This window comes from Rhodococcus sp. IEGM 1366 (genome assembly GCF_033142425.1).
Classification (GTDB): Bacteria; Actinomycetota; Actinomycetes; order Mycobacteriales; family Mycobacteriaceae; genus Rhodococcus_F; species Rhodococcus_F globerula.
Window position 1 is genome coordinate 1 of the sequence record NZ_JAWLRZ010000010.1, and the last position, 22,414, is coordinate 22,414.

Here is a 22,414-nt window from a genome sequence, read left to right on the forward strand (position 1 = left end):
CAAATCCACAGACCGCCGAACAGCCAACCCCACCAACGACTCCGGCCCAACACCCAAACCAATCAAATAACGCGCAAACCTATTAACCCGCTCATCGAACTCCCCGTACGAAAGCACCACATCACCACACACCACCGCACGCGAACCCGAAGAAACCCCCACCACAGAATCAAAACCATCCAACAACAACCCACCCACAACCGGACGCGAGGTGTCGTTCCAGGTGTCGAGCACCAAAGCGCGCTCAGGCGCGGTCATGATCTCGATGTCACCGACTGCAGTAGACGGCGTTTCACCGATTTCGGTCAGCAGAGTCTCGAGGCGACCCAGCAGGGCCTGCGCGTACGACTCGTCGAAGAAGTCGGGTAGGTAGCGAAGAGTCAGGTGCAGTTGGTCGTCGAGACCGATCAGCAGGGTGAGCGGGTAGTTCGTGGAGTCGTCGGAAGCGACATCGTCGATCACCATGCCGTCCAAGAACTCTGCTTGCGCTGCAAGACCGTCACGGTCGACCGGGTAGGACTCGAAGATCACCAGAGTGTCGAAGAGTCCGCCGACGCCCGCGGCGCTCTGCACGTCGGTCAGGCCGAGGTAATGGTGATCGAGCAATCCCGCCTGTTCGATCTGAACCCGTGAGAGCAGTGCCTCGACGGACTCGGCCAGATCCAGTTGGACACGCACGGGCAGCGTGTTGATGAACAGGCCCACCATCTTCTCGACGCTGTCGAGTTGTGGCGGACGGCCGGAGACCGTGGCACCGAAGACGATGTCCTGGCGACCGGTCATGCGTCCCAACAGAATTGCCCAGGCAGCCTGGACGATCGTGTTGGCGGTAACGCCGGTCCTCGATGCCAAACCGGTCAGTGTCGCGGTCACCGATTCGCTGAGCGAGATCTGCAACTTCTGCGACAGCGCACTGAATTCCTGGCCGGCAACGGTGGGAGCCAACAACGTCGGCTCTTCGACGCCGCCCAGCGCCTTCGCCCAGGCATCCATGGACACACTGCGATCCTGCTGAACCAGCCACGCGAGGTAGTTCCGGTAGCTCAGTGCCCGCGTCTGAGCGGGAATGTTCCCACGCATCGCGTAGTGGCCGAGGAGCGTCTGGAGCAGCAGCGGCATGGACCAGCCGTCGAGGATGATGTGGTGGTTTGCCACAACAAGGCGGTATTCGCTCGCCGCGATCTTGATCAGCGTGAACTTGATCAACGGCGGGTTCGACATGTCGAAGTGCGTGGCCTGGTCCTCGGCAAGAATCCGATCCAACTCGCCGCGTCGTTCTTCGCTGTCGGCGATTGTGGTGAGATCCAGTTCGCGCCACGGCACGTCGATGTCACCGAGAACTACCTGGACCGGTGTACCCGTTCCATCGACCACAAATGCGGTGCGCAGGTTCGGGTGACGATCGATGATGGCCTGTGCTGCGGCGTGGAGGCGATCCGCGTCGACGCGGCCGGACAGCGAGAGAACCATCTGCACGGAGTACAGGTCGACGGTCGACTCGGCCATGACAGCGTGGAACAGCAGACCCGACTGCAGCGGAGCCAGCGGCCAGACGTCCTGCACCGCCGGGAAACGCTGCTCGAACCCGTCGAGATCCTGCTGGGTCAGCGTTACCAGCGGCACGTCCGACGGCGTGAGTCCGCCTGCGCCGACGGCCTGTGCGTGCTGCGCCAGCGCTGTGAGTGCTCCGACCCACAGGTCGGCCAGGGCTTGCACCTCGGTGGCGCTCAGCAATCCGTTCGGGAAGGCAAACGATGCTTCGAGCACCGCGCCGTCAGGGCCGTCGTTGACGATGGCATTGATGTCGACAACCTTGTTGGCCGGCATGTCCGGGTCTTCCGGCGCAGCGACATCGGAGAAGTCGCGTGCCGGAATCCATCCGAGGCCTTGCGCTGCAGCCGGAATATCCTCCGCCACAATGCGACCCAGGTAGTTGAAGCTGACCTGCCCGCTGCTCAGCTTCGACAGCTCGGTGCGGGTGTCGTCGTTGACGTACCGCAGCAGTCCGTAGCCGACACCCTTGTCGGGAGCGGCGAGCAACTGCTCCTTGACTGCCTTGATCGCCGCTCCCGCAGCAACTCCGGCGTCGAAGGCGTCGTCGATGTCGATACCGGCAAGGTCGAGGGCGACAGGGAAGGCCGCCGTGAACCAGCCGACGGTGCGCGAGAGATCGGCACCCGGGACGACACCCTCTTCGCGGCCGTGGCCCTCGAGCTGGAGCAGTGCCGCTTCGGTGTCGATGCCCCGGTCACGCCGCCAGCGCACCAGTGCCAGAGCAAGTCCGGCCAGCAAACCGTCGTTGGCTCCGCCGCGGAACATCTCGGGCAGGGTGGTCAGCAGCGTCTCGGTGACGTCTGTGGGCACCTCCACGCGCACACGCTCGACTGTTGCCGCAACGTCGACGGAGGGGTCGAACGCACGCGAACCGAGAATGGGGTCCGGAGTCGACAGCGTCTTACGCCACCGTGGCAGTTCTGCCAGTCGCTTGTCGGATCGTGATTCCGCAGCCAGCGAGTGCGCCCAGGTACGCATGGACGTGCCCGTCGGTTCGAGCACGGGCACACTTCCGCCACTGCGCTGGGCCCACGCGGAAATCAAGTCCGGCACGATAATTCGCCAGGAGACGCCGTCGACGATCAGGTGATGCGCAGCCACGATCAATCGGCCGGTACGCGTGTCACCGAAGTCGATCCACACGAACTGAGCCATGACACCAGCGGCCGGATCCAACCGGCCGAGAGCGTCGTCGAGAGCGCCCGACGCGATGGCCGTCAGCTCTGTATCCGCAATCGCGGGGTCCACCTGCACCCGGCGCACCGAACCATCCACGTCGACGGTTCCGGGCGCGGACACAGCCATGCCCGGACCACGCTGATCATTGACCAGACGCGAACGGAACATGTCGTGGTGATCGATGACCGCAGTCAACGTTTCGACAACACCGGTCCGGTCGATTCCCAGCGGCAATTCCAACGTCAACAGCTGGTTGAAACGCTGGTAGCTGCCAGGCCGTTCGAACATGAAGCGCTTGATCGGAGTGAGCGGCATCCAACCGATGCCACCGCCTTCGATCTCGGCGAGAACAGTGATCGCGTCGGCGTCGGAGCCGAAGACGGCGACCTCGGCCAACTCTGCCACCGTCTTGTTCTCGAACACGTCCTTGGGCGTGAAGAGAACACCGCGGGCCTTGGCGCGGGACACCAACTGGATCGACATGATCGAGTCTCCGCCCTGAGCGAAGAACGAATCGTCGGTACCGATCTGATCGAGGCCGAGAACGTCGGCAAAGACCTCGCTGAGGATGCGTTCCATCTCGGTGGTGGGAGCGCGGAACTCCTTGACCTCGAATACCGGATCCGGCAAAGCCTTTCGGTCCAGCTTGCCGGCCGGGGTCAGCGGCATGTCGGTCAGAACCATGATCGACGCAGGCACCATGTGCGCCGGCAGAGTGCGTGAGACGAACTCACTCAGATCCGCCGAGCTGACAGCAGATTCCTTGCCGACAAATACGTACGACACCAGTGCCGGAGCACCGGACGCCAGCGTGGTGCCCATGGTCGCGGCGAACTCGACGTCCGAATGTGCCGTCAGGGCGGCGTCGATCTCACCGAGTTCAATGCGGAAGCCACGGATCTTCACCTGGAAGTCGTTGCGGCCCACATACTCAACCTGATATTGGTCAGTCCAACGCACAACATCACCGGTGCGGTACATGCGCTCACCGGGCAGGCCATGCGGGTTGGCAACAAAGCGATCCGCGCTCAATCCCGGGCGGCGATGGTATCCGCGGGTGACCTGAGGACCCGACAGGTACAGCTCACCGGCAACACCAACCGGAACGGGCTGCAGACGCGTGTCGAGAACAAACGCGGCCATGTCGCCGATGGTTCCACCGATGGTCATCCGGTCGCCCGGCATCAGCGGCACACTGACATTGGTGACGATAGTGGTCTCGGTGGGGCCGTAGACATTGAGGAATGTGCGTCGACGGTTCGGCTGATCCGCCCACTTGGCCATCAACTCCGGCGAGTACGCCTCGCCGCCGACACCAACCACCTCGAGATCGTTCAGGCCCGACGGATCCATGGAAGCCAGCGCCGCCGGCGTGATGAAGGCGTGTGTGACGCGTTCGGACTTGAACAGCGCAGTCAACTCGTCGCCGCCGAAGATCGACGTCGGGACGATCACCATGGCAGCGCCTGTCGCGACAGCCAGGAACAGTTCAAGCATCGACGCGTCGAAACTCGGCGACGCGAAGTGCAGCGTGCGGGAGTTCGGCGTCACCAGGTAGTGCTGTGCCTGCGTTGCACTGAAGCTCGCGAGGCCTGCTCCCGTAGCAACAACACCCTTGGGCAAGCCTGTTGTGCCCGACGTGTAGATCACCCAGGCCGGATGCGCCGGAAGGACGGGGCGCACACGTTCGCCTTCGCGAATCGGTGAACTATCCTGCGCTGCCATCAGCTCCGCGCAAGCAGCACTGTCGATCGCGAGCCACTCGACGGTGTCGGTAAGCCCTGCGAGTTCAGCTTCGAGAGTCAGACCGACCGAGACGCCCGAGTCGGAGACCATATGCGTGATGCGGTCAGCCGGGTAGTGCGGATCGATGGGAACAACCGCGGCGCCCGTCTTGGATACCGCCCACACCAGCAGGACCGATTCGATGGAACGCGGAATCGACACTGCGACCAGATCTTCGGCGCCCAGACCGCGAGCGATCAGGACACGGGCGAGGCGCGACGACCACTCGTCGACCTCGGCGTAGGTCATCGACCGATCCTGGTAGCGGAGAGCTTCGTTGGAGGGATACTGCAACGCGGTCTCGGCCAGGATGTCGGCCAACGGCTTCGGCTCGATGCCCGAGGACGCTCGGCGACCGGTCAATTCGATGCGCTCAGGCGCTTCGAGGATGTTGATGTCGCCGACAGCCTGCGTCGCATCCACGGCGACGGCTTCGAGAATTCGAGTCAACCTCTCGGCGAAGGAGACAACTGTCCCCTCGTCGAAGAGATCCGTCGCATACGTGAAGGTCGCAGTCATTCCGTGACCATCGGCAGCTTCCACCAGGGTCAACTGAAGGTCGAACTTCGCTACGGTTTCCGCGATATCGAATTCGGTGATATCGAGTCCCGGCAGCGTCAGGTTATTCTGCCCCAGGTTCTGGAATGCCAAGGCAACCTGGAACAACGGGTTGTGCGCTTGCGAGCGCACCGGATCGAGAACCTCGACCAGCCGCTCGAACGGCACGTCTGCGTGAGCGAAAGCCGCGAGATCACTCTCACGCGCCGACGTAAGCAGATCGAGGAAACGCATCCCCGGATCGACCGAGGTGCGCAGCACGAGCGTGTTGACGAACATGCCGATCAGATCGTCGAGTTCTGCTTCGCCGCGACCGGCCACCGGGGTACCGACTGCGATGTCGGTGGTGCCGGACAACCGGGCAAGAAGTGTTGCCAACGCCGAGTGCATCACCATGAACAGCGATGCCTGGTGCTCGCGACCCACAGCAGCCAGTCCGCGGTGCACATCCGCGGAAATCGGGAAGCTGTAGGTGGCTCCCCGTCCGGTGAACACGGCTGGACGCGCGCGGTCACTGGGCAAGGTGATCTGGTCTGGAACTCCGTCGAGAGCCTTAGCCCAGTAGCCGATCTGCTCTGCGAGTACGGATTCCGTGTCACTCTCGGAACCGAGAACACCACGCTGCCACAACGCGTAGTCGGCGTACTGCACCGGCAACGGCGCCCACGTCGGGGTCTGCCCCTGTGAGCGGGCGTAGTACGCGGTCATCACGTCACGGATCAACGGGCCCATCGAGAAACCGTCGGTGGAGATGTGGTGAATCACTATCGCCAGTACAAACGAGTCCTCGGCAAGCTGGAAGAGCTTGGCCCGCAACGGAACCTCAGCCGTGACGTCAAAACCTGATGAGACGAACTCCGTCACCGCCGCGACGATGTCGGATGCTTCGAGCTGCACGGGAGCCAGATTCACCGGAACTGCCGCCGCCGGCAGTATCCGCTGGTAGCCGATACCGTCCACCTCGGGGTAGACCGTGCGCAGGACCTCGTGACGCTTCACTACGTCCATGACAGCGTCGTACAACGCCGCCTCATCGAACTCGCCGGTAAGCGTGATCGCCATCGGAATGTTGTTGGCTGCCGACTCGCGATCCAATTGGTTGAGGAACCACATGCGTTGCTGCGCAAACGACAACGGCACCTGCGCCGGACGATCCTGCGCAGTCAACGCCGCACGCGAACCACCACCGACATGAGAACCGAGGCGAGCGGCCAGGCCTTCGACGGTCGACGCCTCGAACAACTCCCGCACCGACACCGCAGCATCAAGAGCCTGACCCAACCGCGACGTCACCTGCGTCGCGATCAGCGAATTACCACCGAGCGCAAAGAAATCGTCATCCAAACCGACACGCTCGGCACCCAGAACATCCGCAAACGTCTGCGCCACAACCTCTTCCACCACCGACGTCGGAGCCCGGAATACCGCAACCTGCAACGACGGAGCCGGCAACGCCCGACGATCCAACTTCCCGTTCACCGTCAACGGAATCGCATCCAACACCACAAACGCCGACGGCACCATGTACTCCGGCAACAACGAACCCACACTGGTGCGGACATCCTCGACCGAAACGCTCACACCCGCAGCCGGAACCACATACGCCACCAACCGCTGATCACCCGGAGAATCCTCACGAACAACCACCGCCGTCTGCGCCACGGACACATCCGCCAACACCGCAGACTCGATCTCACCGATCTCGATCCGGAATCCACGGATCTTCACCTGATCATCAGCGCGACCCAGATACTCCAGATCACCAGCGCTGTTCCACGAAGCCACGTCACCCGTGCGGTACAACACCTCACCAGCAGCAAAAGGACTCGCCACAAACCGAGTCGACGTCAACCCCTGCTGACCCAGATAACCGCGAGCCAACTGCACACCCGAGACATACATCTCACCCGCAACACCGACGGGCACCGGAGTCAAACGCGTATCGAGCACAAACACCTGCAGACCCGAAATAGCCTGACCCACAACACTCGCCGACGCATCCGCCGCCATCGCAGCATCCAACACGCGATGGCTCACATGCACCGTCGTCTCCGTGATGCCGTACATGTTCACCAACGTCGGCGCGCTGTCACCGCGGCGGCCGTACCAGTCCGACAAGCGTCGAAGCTCGAGCGCCTCGCCACCGAAAACAACCCACCGCAACAACAACTCAGCGGCCTGACCGGATTCCGACGCCAACCGATCAGCCTCAGCCAACTGATAGAACGCCGACGGCGTCTGATTGAGCACCGTCACCCGCTCAGCAGCAAGCAACTCCAAGAACTGCTCCGGCGACCGCGACGTCACATAATCCACAACGACCAACGTGCCGCCGTAGAGCAACGGACCCCACAACTCCCACACCGAGAAGTCGAACGCATAACTGTGGAACATCGTCCACACATCCGACTCGTCGAACCCGTACACACTCTCGGTATTCGCGAACAATTTCGCCACCGTGATGTGCGGAACCTGCACACCCTTCGGGCGACCCGTCGAACCCGACGTGTAAATCACATACGCAACATTCGAGGTACGCAACGGCGACACACGATCAGCATCCGTCACCACCGAACCATCGAACTCGGTCAGATCCACCGCGTCGATATCGACCACCGGCAGACCAGCAGGCAACACCAACTCACGCTCAGACCACGAAATCGCGCACACCGGAGCAGCATCGGCGAGCATGAACTCGATACGGTCGCTCGGGTACGACGGATCCACCGGCAGATACCCGGCACCGGACTGCACTACCGCCAACAACGCCACCACAAGATCAGCCGACCGCGGCAACGCCACCGCCACCAACGTCTCCGGACCACAGCCCAACGCAATCAACCTGCGCGCCAACCGATTCGACCGAACCGACAACTCCGCATACGTCAACGACTCGTCACCGAACCGCACCGCGATCCGATCACCGAACTCCGCAGCGGCACGATCGAACCACGCCGGCAACGTCGACTCCACACCGCTGTCGATACCCGTGTCACTCCACGCCAGAACACGATCCAACTCACCTGAAGTCAGAACATCCACGTCGCCCACGGCGGCAGTCGGGTCCGCGACAACGCCACGGAGGACGGACACGAATCGATCAGCGAACTCGGCCGCTGTCGACGCGTCGAACAGGTCCGTCGCGTAAGTCAGGGTGCCGGACATACCGGCGTCAGCAGCGTCTTCAAGAGTGAACTGCAGATCGAACTTGGCCAGTGCTGCGTCGAATTCCACAGCAGCGGCGGTGAGTCCGGGCAGTTCGAGAGCACTCTGGCCAAGGTTCTGGAAGGTCAATGCCACCTGGAACAGCGGGTGGTGTGCCTGCGAGCGCACCGGATCGAGTGCTTCGACGATCCGCTCGAACGGAACGTCAGCGTGGGCAAACGCCTGCAGATCCACTTCTCGCGCAGAAGCCAAGAGATCCGTGAACGACATCGACGGATCAACCTCGGTGCGCAGCACCAAAGTGTTGACGAACATGCCGATCAGATCGTCGAGCTGCGCTTCACCGCGACCGGCGACAGGAGCGCCGATTGCGATGTCGGTTGTCGCGGACAAGCGTGCCAACAGCACGGCAAGCGCAGAGTGGACGACCATGAACGGGGTTGCGCCCGCCGTCTGACCTGTTGCTTCCACATCGGCCCACAACTGCGGGTCGATCACAAAGGTGTGGTTCGCTCCTTGTCCCGTTGCGATCTCGGGGCGGGTGCGATCACTCGGCAGGTCCAATTGCTCGGGCAGATCAGCCAGGGCGTCGGACCAATAGTTGATCTGCTGCGCGATGACGGACGTCGGCTCGCCTTCGGAGCCGAGGACCTCGCGCTGCCACAACGCGTAGTCGGCGTACTGCACCGGCAGCGGAGCCCACGTCGGGGTCTGTCCCTGTGAGCGCGCGTAGTACGCGGTCATCACATCGCGGGTCAACGGGCCCATCGAGAAACCGTCGGTGGAGATGTGATGCACCACGAAGGACAACACGAATTCGTTGTCGGCGAGCTGGAAGAGCCTGGCCCGCAACGGAACCTCGACAGTGACGTCGAATCCCTCGACGAAGAATGCATAGAGCTCCGCTTGAAGCTCGCCCTCGGCAATGCGTACGGTCTCGAATTCGATCGAGGCATCCTCCGGCGAGAGGATCTCCTGGTAGCCGACACCGTCGGTTTCCGGATACAGCGTACGCAGAACCTCATGACGCGCAATGACATCGGCGATCGCCGAGTGAAGCGCACCTGAATCCAGGTTGCCGGTGAGACGCACCGCAACGGGAATGTTGTTGACGGCTGACGCGGTATCGAAGCGGTTGAGGAACCACATACGCTGCTGCGCCAGCGACAACGGCACCTGCGCCGGACGCACCTGCGCGGTCAATGCTCGTGTGCCGTCGCCACCGACGTATGTTTCGATGCGCGCGGCAAGTTCTTCCACTGTCGACGCGTCGAACAGCACCCGGACCGGAATCTTGGTTTCGAGCGCCTGCCCCAGACGAGACATCACCCGTGTCGCGATCAGCGAGTTACCGCCGAGCGCAAAGAAATCGTCGTCCAGGCCGACCTGTTCGATTCCTAGAACATCGGAGAATACCTGCGCCACAGCCTGTTCCACAGAACTGACCGGAGCCCGGAACACTGCTGCCTCGAACGCGGGCACCGGCAATGCTCGCCGATCCACCTTGCCGTTGGCGTTGAGCGGCAGGGCGCCCAGCACCATGAAGACTGCCGGAACCATGTAGCCGGGCAAAGAGTCGGCGAGGCGCCGGCGCAGTTCCGTCTCATCGATCACGGCACCGCTGGCCGGCTCCACATACGCGACCAGCGTGTCCTCGATGACCGCGACCGCAGCCAGGGACACAACGTCTTGTGCCGCGAGCAGTGTTTCGATCTCACCGAGTTCGATTCTCTGGCCACGCAATTTCACCTGGAAGTCGGAACGTCCGACAAATTCGAGTGAACCCGAGCGCGTCCAGCGGACGAGGTCACCGGTCCGGTACAGGCGCTCGCCGGCTTCCGAGAACGGATGCGCAACAAAGCGCTCCGCAGTGCGAACGACGTCACCGAAGTATCCCCGGGCCAACTGAGAGCCGGATACGTACAACTCACCGGTAACACCGAGTGGTACTTGAAGCATTCTGGAGTCGAGCACCCACAATCCGGTGTTCCACGCCGGGCCACCGAGGGGCACAACATCGCCGTCGAGATCCGAACTGCGATGGCTCGTGACCTGGATCGTCGTTTCGGTCGGTCCGTACAGGTTGTGGACATCACTACCGGTCAGCGCGCGGAAGCGGGCCGCGAGAGCGCTGTTCAACTGCTCGCCGCCCGCAAACGTCGCACGCAAGGAAGTGGGCGCCGCAGTCTCGAACTCGTCGGCCATTGCTGCAAGCACCGATGGCACGAACTGAGCCACCGTCACCGATTCACCTGCAATGATACTGCTCAGGTATGCGGGATCACGGTGACCGCCGGCCTCCGCAATCACCATTCGAGCACCGACCATCAAGGGCCAGAACAGCTCCCACACCGAAGCGTCGAAGGTTGCGGGTGTCTTGTACAGCACCACGTCTGAAGGAGTAAGGCCGTAAGTGGCCTGCATCCACGACAACTGGTTGACAACGGCCGCGTGTGTGACTCCGACGCCCTTCGGACGTCCCGTCGATCCGGACGTGAACAGCACGTATGCCATGTTGTCCGGGCGCAGCGGGGCACGGCGCTCGTCGTCACGGATCTGCGCCGGCGAGTAACTCTGCAGGTCAAGGGTGTCGATACCAAGTACCGGCCACCCTGCGGGGACGTCACCGCGTTCGGAATCCGTGGTCAGCACGCAGACCGGCGCTGCCGACTCCACGATGTACTGATTGCGTTCGGCCGGCTGCTCGGGATCAACGGGAACATAGGCCGCACCGGCACGGAGTACCGCGTACACGCCGATCACCTGATGGATCGAGCGGCGCATCACGAGCGCGACTCGCGAATCGGGGCCGACGCCGACATCAATCAGTTGACGCGCCAAACGGTTTACGCGCGCATCGAATTCGGCGTAGGTGAGAGTGAGATCGCCGCTGACTACTGCGACGTCTGTCGATGAAGCGGCCACTCCTCGGTCGAGTACATCGACCAAGGTCTTGTAGTCCGCCGGCACTGTCATCCCGGCCGATACACCTGACAGCACGCTGCGTTCCACGTCGTCGACAATGTCGACATCGCTCGGCACGACGCTCGGGTCGGCAACGAGTGCCTGTGCCAACGCAATGAACTGCGTCGCCATAGCGGCCATCGTGGCTTCATCGAACAGGTCAGTCGCGTAGACCATCTGCACGTGCAGCCCGGCATCGCCATTCGTGGCGCCGACCCGTTCGGTGACCGTAATCGACAGGTCGAATTTCGCGCTCTCCGACTCCGGTTCGAAGGTCGTGACCTCGAGCCCGCCCAGCGTGAAGTCGACACGATCCAGGTTCTGGAAAGCCAACATCACCTGGAACAACGGATTACGCGACCTCGACCGCTCCGGATCGAGCACCTCGACCAACCGCTCGAACGGCACATCCGCATGCGCGAATGCGGCCAGATCGGTGCCGCGTACCTGGGTCAGGAAGTCCTCGAATGTAACGCCGGAACCGACCTCGGTGCGAAGCACGAGGGTGTTGACGAACATACCGACAACATCGTCGAGCGCGGCGTCTCCGCGACCGGCGACCGGAGTCCCGATCGTGACGTCGTCCGTAGCCGCCAATCGAGCGAAGAGCGATGCGAATACCGCGTGTACGACCATGAACAACGATGCGCCGTTTGCACGGCCCAACTCGGACATTCCGCGATGAGTCGCCGCGTCGATGTCGAAGGTATACGCATGTCCTCGACCCGAAGCCTGCGCCGGTCGTGGACGATCCGTGGGTAGTTCGAGCTGTACCGGAGCATCTGCGAGCGTAGCGGTCCAGAATTCGATCTGGCGTGCCATCTTCGACTGCGGATCGTCTTCGGAACCGAGTACGTCGCGCTGCCACAGCGTGTAGTCCGCGTACTGGACCGGCAGCGGTGTCCACGATGGAGCGCCGCCGCGAGTGCGTGCCTCGTAAGCGACCATGACGTCACGGGTGAGAGGTCCCATGGAGAAGCCGTCGGTGGAGATGTGGTGAACGACGAACAGCAGTACGTAATCAGCCTCGTCGACGCGATACAGCGCTGCCCGCAACGGAATATCCGCGCTCACATCGAAACCCGCCATCGCGGACGTCGTCACGGCAGTAGGCAATTCGGCAGCCGTCAACGGCTGGGGTACCAAGTCGAGTGCAACGTCGGCAATCGGCAGGATCTCCTGATATCCGACGCCATCGATGTCCGGATAGACGGTCCGCAATACCTCGTGCCGATCGATCACATCGAGCACAGCGGCGCTCAGCGCCACCACGTCCAGATCGCCGGCGATACGAATCGCGACGGGAATGTTGTTGACCGCGGATTCCGGTTCGAGACGGTTCAGGAACCACATGCGTTGCTGCGCAAGCGACAACGGGATCCGCTCCGGCCGGGTCTGCGGAACGAGCGGCGCAACCGCGCCGGAGCCTGCATGGACTTCGAGCCGAGCAGAAAGGGCCCCCACGGTCGACGCCTCGAACAGCGCCCGTACCGGCACTGTGGTGTCGAGAGCCTCGCCCAGGCGTGCGGCAACCCGAGTCGCAATCAGGGAGTTGCCACCGAGGTCGAAGAAGTCGTCGTCACGGCCGACCGGCGAAACACCCAATACCTCGGAGAACACCTGGGCCACGATCGATTCAGCTGCGGTGACCGGCGCGGCATACGCCTTGGCCGCGAAAGCCGGCGCCGGGAGCGCCTTGGTGTCGGTCTTGCCTGCCGTGGTCAACGGAATGGAATCGAGCACGAGGACTGCGTCGGGAACCATGTAGCCGGTGAGGAACTTCGAGACGGAATCGATCACCGCGGCAGGTTCAATGGCAGCCCCGGCATCGGGAACCACGTAACCGACAAGACGATCACCGAATTCTTCGTCGGTGTGGACTACTGCAACAGCCTGTGCGACGCCCTCGCAACGAGACAGTGCTGCTTCGATCTCGCCCAGCTCGATGCGGAATCCACGAACCTTCACCTGGAAGTCGCTGCGGCCCACGTACTCCACTGCGCGGCCGTCGATCCAGCGGACGACGTCGCCGGTGCGGTACAGCCGATCACCGGCGTCGCCGAACGGGTCGGCAACAAATCGACTTGCCGTCAGAGCGGGCTGGCCGAGGTATCCCCTGGCGACCTGGATGCCCGACACGTAGAGCTCTCCTGCAACACCGACCGGGACCGGCTGCATCCGGTCGTCGAGGATGCGAGCGGACATTCCGCGAACCGGTCCACCGATGTTCATCCGGTCGAATGCGGTCAGCGTGTCACTGATATTGCTGGCAACTGTGGATTCGGTGGGACCGTATGCGTTGAAGAAGCCGCGTACGGAGCCGTCCGGCAGCGGTACGGCCCACTTGGCGACCAGAGCGCGCGGGCTTGCCTCGCCACCGACGACAACAACGCGAAGGGCGTCGAGGCCGGCCGGGTCCACCGACGCCAAGGCTGCGGGCGTGATGAAGGCGTGCGTCACTGCCTCGGAGTTCAGGATTTCTGCCAGTTCGGCGCCGCCGTAGACGGTGGTCGGCGCGATCACCATGGTCGATGCGGCGCCAAATGCCATGAGCAGTTCCAACACCGACGCGTCGAAGCTCGGGGACGCGAAGTGCAGGGTCCGTGCGTCTGCGGTCAACTCGTAGCGTTCGACCTGTACGGCACAGAAGTTCGCCACTCCGGCGTTGTCGACGACAACGCCCTTGGGTAGCCCGGTGGTACCGGAGGTGTAGATGACGTATGCCGCATTTTCCGCGCGGATGACGCCCCGCAGCTCCTCGGCACGAATCGGTGCGCCGGACTCCGCGGCCATGACAGCGTCTTCGAGCGTGATCCAGTTGGATCCGGCGGGAAGCGCTGACACGAACTCTTCCGTCGTAATTCCGACTGTGGCACCCGAGTCCGAGACCATGTGAGTGATGCGATCAACCGGATAGGTGGGGTCTACCGGCACAAAGGCGGCGCCGGCCTTGGCTACCGCCCACAATGCGAGCACGGAATCTGCCGATCGCGGAATGGCAATGGCCACTCGATCTTCGGCGCCGACACCGCGGCCGATCAAGACACGGGCCACCTGGGACGAGCGCTCGTCGAGCTCACGGTAGGTGATCGTTTCGCCGGCGTAACTGATAGCTTGCGCGTCCGGGTTCACGGCTGCGGCATCGGTGAGAATTCCGGCCAGTGTTCCCGAAATACCCTGTGCGCCGCGCACATCGGTCAGCTCGAGCCGCTCAGAAGAGTCGAGAATATTGATGTCGCCCACAGCGACTGCGGGGGCAGCGACCACGGATTCCAGAATGCGCACCAGTCGGCGGGCAAAGCCCTCGACGGTGTCGCGGTCGAACAAATCGGCAGCGTAGGTGAACTCCGCGGCGATTCCCTGAAGTTCGCCGTGCACTCCGATGGACTCGGATACCGACAGTTCGAGATCGAACTTCGCTGTTGTCGTGTCGATCTCGGCAGCCTTGACTGCCAGGCCGGGAAGTTCCAGCTCGGTCTGCGCCAGATTCTGCAACGAGAGAACAACCTGGAAGAGCGGATGCCTGGCCTGGGACCTGGCGGGAGCCAGGACGTCGACCAACCGCTCGAACGGGACGTCCGCATGGGCAAATGCGCTGAGCGCGGCATCGCTCGACGCCGCAAGCAGTTCCGTGAACGGAGCCGACGTGTCGACCTCGGTGCGCAGGACCAGAGTGTTGACGAACATGCCGACCAGATCGTCGAGCGCTGCCTCGCCGCGGCCGGCGACCGGAGTACCCACCGAGATGTCCGATGTCCCACTCAGGCGGGCGAGCAGCAGCGCAAGTGCGGCATGCAGCGCCATGAACAGCGTTGCATTGTGCTCCCGTGCAAGTGAATCGAGGCGAACATGCAACTCGGGCGCGATGTCGAAGGCGAATCGTTCGCCGCGCATCGACGCAACATCGGGTCGAGCCCGGTCGGCGGGCAGTTCGATCCGGTCAGGCAGACCCGCGAGCGTCTCGCTCCAGAACGAGATCTGCTGGGACATCAGTGACGATGCGTCGTCCTCGGAACCCAGGACCGCACGCTGCCACAGCGCGTAGTCGGCGTACTGCACCGAAAGCGGTTGCCACTGAGGAACAATCCCGTCCTTGCGAGCCGAGTACGCGATCATCAGGTCGCGGCCCAGCGGCGCCATCGACCACCCGTCTGCGGCAATGTGGTGAACCATGATCGCCAGCACGTGCTCGGTGTCACTCAGCGTCAACAGACGCACGCGGATCGGCACGTCAACGGTAATGTCGAGTGCTGTCGAACCGACTGCGGCAATGGCGTCGTCGAGTTCACCGGTGTCGACGGACACCACATCGAGACCCTGGAACACATTGTCGACGTCGAGAATCGACTGCACCGGACCGGATTCGGTATCCGGGTACACCGTGCGAAGAACCTCGTGCCGAGCCAGCACGTCCTCGAACGCTGCTTCCATCGCGGCGACGTCGAGATTTCCACTCAACTGAAGCGCGAAGGTGATGTTGTACGCCGCAGACGCCGTGTCGTAGCGGTTGAGGAACCACATGCGCTGCTGGGCGAGCGACAACGGAATGCTGCTCGGACGCGTCTGCGCGACGAGTGCGGTGCGCCCACCACTGCCCGCGTGTGTCTCCACCCGCGCGGCGAGTGCCTCGACGCTCGACACGTCGAACAACGTGCGGACCGGCACCGTGGTGTCGAGTGCAGCGCCCAAGCGCGAGGTGACCTGCGTGGCGACGAGCGAGTTGCCACCGAGAGCAAAGAAGTCGTCGTCGAGTCCGACTCGCTCGACCCCGAGAACATCGGCAATGATCTGTGCGACGATTTCCTCGACCGGCGTTGTGGGCGCGCGGAATTCACGCACCTCGAACACCGGCTCCGGCAGCGCGTCCCGGTCGAGCTTTCCGACCGGAGTCAGCGGAACCTCGTCCAAGGCCATGATGACCGACGGAACCATGTAACTCGGCAGGGATTCACCGACAAAACCCGCGAGGCGTTCGGCGTCGAAACTCGCATCGCCTTCGAGTTGGACATAAGAGACCAGGGCCATGACTCCCGCGATGCCTTCACGGCCCAGAGTCACGGCGAAACGAACGTCCTCGTGTGCTGTCAGCGCGGCGTCGATCTCGCCGAGTTCGATGCGGAAACCACGCACCTTGACCTGGAAGTCGCTGCGGCCCATGTACTCCAGGACGCCCTGCTCACCCTCGCGAGAAGTGCCGGTCCACCGCACGACGTCGCCGGTGCGGTACATCCGGGAGCCGTCCGACGAGTACGGGTTGGCGACAAACCGCTCCGATGTCAGCGCGTAGCGATCGTGGTACCCACGGGCCAATGCCGCACCCGCAAAATAGAGTTCACCCCTGGTACCGACCGGGACGGGGTGAAGTCGCTCATCGAGGACAAGCGCCGACATTCCCTCGACGGGGCGGCCGATGTCGATGGGCAGACCTGCCGTGAGGTGCCCGTACGACGAAATGATGGTGGTTTCGGTAGGACCGTACCCGTTGAAGTACTCACGTCCCGGTGCCCACGTTGCCAGCAGTTCCGGTGTGGTGACGTCGCCGCCGACGGAGACTACGGCCAACTCCGGCAGCTCAGCTGCGTCCATCGTGCCGAGCACTGCGGGCGTGATGATCGCGTGGGTGACATGCTCGTCGCGCAACAGTGTGGTCAGTTCGGGGCCACCGATGATCGCCGGTGGAACGATGACAAGGGTGGCGCCGGTGGAGAAGGCCACCATCCATTCGAGAACCGACGGATCGAAACTCGGTGAACAGATGTGCAGGAACCGGGACTCCTCGTCGACTCCGTATCGCCGCTGCGCGGCATCACGAACACCACGGAGGCCGCCGTGGGTAACGCTGACGCCCTTGGGCTTTCCGGTGGAACCGGAGGTGTAGATCAGGTATGCAACATGCTCGTCGCGCAGCGGCGTGGTTCGTTCGGAATCGACGACCGTGGCACCCGATTGGGCGTCGACGAGGTTCACGGTGGACGGATCGTCCAGTGCCCACCATTCGGTGGCGGCGGGCAGCTGTCCCAGGAACTCCGATGACGTCAAACCGATTCGTGCCGCGGAATCCGACAGCATGTGGCGAACCCGGTCGTCCGGGTAGTTCGGATCGACCGGAACGTAGGCGGCGCCGGTCTTTGCCACTGCCCACACCGCGCGAACCATGTCATAAGACCGTGGAAATGCCAGCGCAACAGTGGTTTCCGGACCTATGTCGCGCGCAATGAGAGCCCGGGCCAACCGTGACGACTGCTCGTCGAGCTCACGGTAGGTAACCGAACGTCCCTCGAATCGCACTGCGACCGATTCCGGATCGGCCGTACCAGCGGTGAGAATGTCGGCCAGGCTCGCTCGCGGCATCGCGTCGTCGGACGCGACATAAGTGAGGTCGACGAATTCAGTCGGCGAGAGCAGTTCGAGATCTCCGACCGTGGTCGCCGGCCGAGCAGTGACCGCGTCGAGAATCCGGACGAACCGAGTGGCGAACGTTGCTACGGTCGACGCATCGAACAGATCCGTGGCATAGGTGAAGGTAGCGTCCAGGACATCTGAATCATCGCTTCCTTCAGGATTTTCCGACACCATCAGCTCGAGATCGAACTTGGCGACAGGAACTTCCAGTTCGGTGGCGACCGCAGTGATCCCCGAGAACTGCAACTGGCGACGTCCACTGATCTCGGCGGTCAACGCGACCTGGAACAACGGATGACGCGACTGGGACCGCGCCGGATTCAGGACCTCGACAAGACGCTCGAACGGCACGTCCGCGTGTCCGTAGGCGCTCAGTCCCGACTCGCGCACCCTGGCAAGCAAGTCTTCGAACGTTTCGCCTGCGTCTACCTCGGTCCGCAACACCAAGGTGTTCACGAACATACCGATGACATCGCTCAGCGCTTCGTCGCTTCGACCGCCGACGGGAGCGCCGACGGCAATATCCGTGGTTCCGCTGAGTCGGCTGAGCAGCGCCGCATACGCCGCTTGCAGGACCATGAAGAGCGACGCGTTCTTCGAACGTGCCAACGCGTTCAATTTGCGCGTGGTGCGCTCACTGATGTGGAAGTGGTGCTTGGCACCGCGATTGGAGGCAACGGCCGGGCGGGGGCGGTCGGTCGGAAGATCCAGCTGGTCGGGAAGCCCAGCGAGTGACTCACGCCAGAAGGCGATCTGACGTGCGGACTCCGACGAAGGATCATCTTCGGATCCCAGGGCCGCGCGTTGCCAGAGCGCATAATCCGCGTACTGCACAGGCAGCGGCGTCCAGGCCGGTGCGGTGTGCTCGCTACGTGCGGAGTACGCGACCAGGAGATCACGGGCCAGCGGACGGAACGACAAGCCGTCTGCTGCGATGTGGTGCAGCACCATGACAAGTACGAAATCGGTCGCTGTGACCTCGAACAACGTGACGCGCAACGGGATCTCGGTTGCCACGTCGAATCCGCGTCCGGCGATCTCGACAGCGGCGGCCTGCACCTCACGCTTGGAAATCCGCTGCGGAGTGAGATCGATGGACACCTGGTCGATCGGCAGAATCACCTGCTGCGCGGTGCCGTCGGTGTCGGGATAGAGCGTGCGCAGCGACTCGTGCCGCTCGAGAAGATCCATCACCGAGGCGTGCAAGGCCGCAGGATCGACCGTGCCGGTCAATCGCACCGTGAACGGAAGGTTGTAAACCGGCGTCGACGGGTCGAGCTTGTTGAGGAACCACATTCGCTGCTGCGCCAAGGACACCGGAATGACGTCGGGACGCGGTTTTGCGACGAGTGGCGCCAGCGGCCGAACATTTCCCGCCAGCAATTCGGCCCGCGCGGCAAGCGTCGCTACTGTGGTCGATTCGAAGAGCTCGCGCACACCGAGTTGGACACCCATCGCGGAGCCGACTCTGGTGACCACTTGCGTTGCCACCAAGGAGTTTCCACCGAGTTCGAAGAAATCGTCGTCGAGACCGACTTGCTCCACACCGAGGACGTCGGCAAAGACGTCGGCGACAACTCGCTCGGTATCGGTGCGCGGTTCCCGGTACTGCTTGGCGCTGGCGAAGACAGGCTCCGGGAGCGCTGCGCGATCGAGCTTGCCACTCGTGTTGAGCGGCAATGCTTCCAAGACCATCAGTGCAGCCGGAACCATGTACGACGGTAGGCTTCGACCGGCGAATTCGCTCAAAGCAGCCGAATCAACGGAACGGCCAGGACCCGGCACGATGTAGCCGACCAACTGGTCACCGGTCGGTGTCTGCACCACCAACACGACGGCCTGCGAGACGTCGGGATGCGCGAGCAGCACGGTCTCGATCTCGCCGAGCTCGATGCGCTGGCCGCGGAACTTCACCTGGAAGTCGGTGCGTCCGATGTAGTCGAGGTTTCCGTCGTCACGTCGACGCACGAGGTCGCCGGTTCGGTACATACGTTCCCCGGCGGGACCATAGGGGTTTGCCACAAAACGATCGGAGCTGAGGTCAGGTCGACCGACGTATCCGCGGGCCAACTGAACTCCGGCGAGGTACAGCTCACCGGGCTGGCCGATCGGCGTTGCACGGAGATGCGAATCGAGCACGTAGGCCTGAGTATTCCACTGCGGCAAGCCGATCGGGACCGACGTAGTGTCGGACCTGCGAGCCTCGTAGTACGTTACCGAGACCGCAGCTTCGGTGGGGCCGTACAGGTTGTGCAGATCCGCGCTGCACAGTTCACGGAAGGCCGTAGCCGTCTCGGGCGGCAACGCCTCACCGATGACAAAGACGTGGCGCAGTGAATCACATGACCCGGCAGGGGCATTCGCGGTGAACAAGGTGAGCATCGACGGGACGAAGTCCGTGACGGTGACACGATGCTCGGCAATCTTGGCAGCCACGTACATCGGGTCACGATGGCCGTCGGGGGTCGCGACCACGAGGGTCGCACCGACCCGCAATGGCATGAAGAATCCCCACAGAGACACGTCGAACGTAGTAGCTGTCTTCTGCAGGTATACGTCCGATGCGCCGAGGTGGTACTCGGAGTTCATCCACTGGAGCTGGTTGTTGATCGCCGCATGTGTGACCGCAACGCCCTTCGGGCGACCGGTCGAACCCGACGTGTAGATGACATAGGCCGTATTCGAATACCGCAGGGGCGACACCCGATCCGAATCCGTGACTGGACTGGTGTCGAGTTCCGCGTCGTCGAGTTGGTCGATTTCGAGAACTCGGGTTCCGAGCGGCAGGTCCACCTGATCCCGAGCGGTGGTCAGAACACACACCGGCCGTGCGGAATCGAGGATGTACGCCGTTCGATCTGCCGGATGGTCTGGATCGACCGGCACCCAAGCGCCGCCGGCCTTTGCAATCGCATACAGTCCGACCATGAGGTCAAGGGAACGCCGAATAGCCAATCCCACAAGGGATTCCGGACCAACACCCATGTCGATGAGCTTGCGAGCGAGGCCGTTGACCTTCGCGTCGAACTCCGCGTAGGTGAGTGAGCTCCCCTCGAAGATCAGCGCGGTGGCGTCCGGGGTTCGATCGACCTGACGCTCGAACGGCTCGGTGATGGACTGCGAAAGTACGTGGTAACCGGTTCGATTCCAGAGCGCGACTTTCTTGCGCTCCTCTTCGGACGCGATGGGCAGGTCCCACACTCGGCGAGATGTTTCGGCGGAGATGAACTTTTCGAGGAACTCGACAAAGCGCGAATGGTTACGCTCGGCGACCGACGCGGAATAGAGGTTGGGATTCGACTCGAAGTCGATGTGCGTCCGGGTGTCGCCGACGCTCTGGTACAGGTTGACACCGAGGTCTTCGATCAAACCCGTTGACAGGATGTGTAATTCACCGACCAGTGGCCCGAAGGCAAGTTCGGTGGAGAACATCATGATGTTGATCCACGGGCCGAAGAATCCGCCCTGACCTGGTCCGTCACCGTCGCGGACCATGTCTTCGTGCCGGTATCGCTGATGGCGCAGGGCGCCCGACATCTCACTGCCAACAGCATCGAGAAGTTCCTGGACGGTTGTCGTCGAGGTAATCCTCAAGCGCAATGGCACCACGTTGGACACCATTCCGCCGGATCGGCGGAGCACTGCCGTGGTGCGGCCCGAGACGGGCAGCGACAGCGATACGTCCTCACTTCCGGTCATCTGGGCCAGGTACGCGGCAAACGCTGCGACCACCGTGCCGGCGACCGTCGTCTTCTCGACGCGTTCGAGGAATCGCGCGAGCAACGCTTCCACATGGTTGGACAGCGCCGCACTGTTGATGCGGCTGACCGGCGTCGGTGGGGCGCTGCGACCGGCCAGGCTCGAAATCTCGTCGAGGTCGGCGATCTTCTCGGCCCAGAAAGTGCGGTCGGTGTCGAACCGATGGGAATTGCGGTAGGTGTTGTCGACCTCGTACACGTCGCGCAGGTCGGATGCCTCGTTGGGCGTGGGCTCACGGCCTTCGACGCGGGCCGAGTACAACTCGGCGACTCGAGTGACAAATGTGGACGCGCCGAAACCGTCGAGGATCGTGTGATGGACCCGGGTGTACCAGTAGTAGCGGTCCTGTTCGAGGCGCAGGATGGTTGCCGAGATCAATCGGTCTGCGAGCATGTCCACGGGACGGCTTCGGTCTGCGCGCATCCACCGCATTGCCGCGTCGTGCGGGTCGGCCTCACTGCGGACGTCGACATAGCCGACCGAGTCGTCGAGCGTGTCGTCGATGATCTGGAAAGGCTGTGCATCGACTTCGATGATCCGAACGAAGGCCGAACCGATTTCGCGGCCGGCGTCGGCGCACGCCGCCCGGAGCACGTTCAGCTGCAACGCGCCACGAAGTTCGACGTACTGCGCGATGTTGACAGGGACGCTGGGATCGAGGTGCTGCGCGAACCACATACCGAGCTGTGCGGCCGAGAGTGGGAATGCGCCAGATCGCTGAACTTCTTCCGGCGAGCTGCCGACCTCCGACTTACCGCTCTCCAGTTTTCCGTTTCCCAGCGACTTCACGCCCACAGCCTCTCTTCCACACCATTACGCACACGCTGTGACGCACATCTCGCCGCCACAACTTGTACCGATCTCATCTACCCTCAATGAGCCAGAACGATCCATCATCTCCGATGGGCCGCAGGCATGACAAAGCCACACCCAGACATATCGAGTTTGAAGTGAAGGTTCGTTACAGCAACAAGCCACAATTCGCCCACCGCGAAGGCTCGTCTCAGGATCCGACAATCGCAGCGGACAACCCCCTCCCTCACTACCG

The 22,414-nt window shown here is 62.8% G+C and carries 1 protein-coding gene; it reads right to left on the bottom strand.

The genetic code is table 11. The features are described 5' to 3' along the window. Positions 1–22,155 (bottom strand): non-ribosomal peptide synthase/polyketide synthase (locus R4P64_RS27495; protein WP_317823414.1); only part of this gene is annotated, 22,155 nt, incomplete at its 3' end. Positions 22,156–22,414 lie beyond the last annotated feature (259 nt).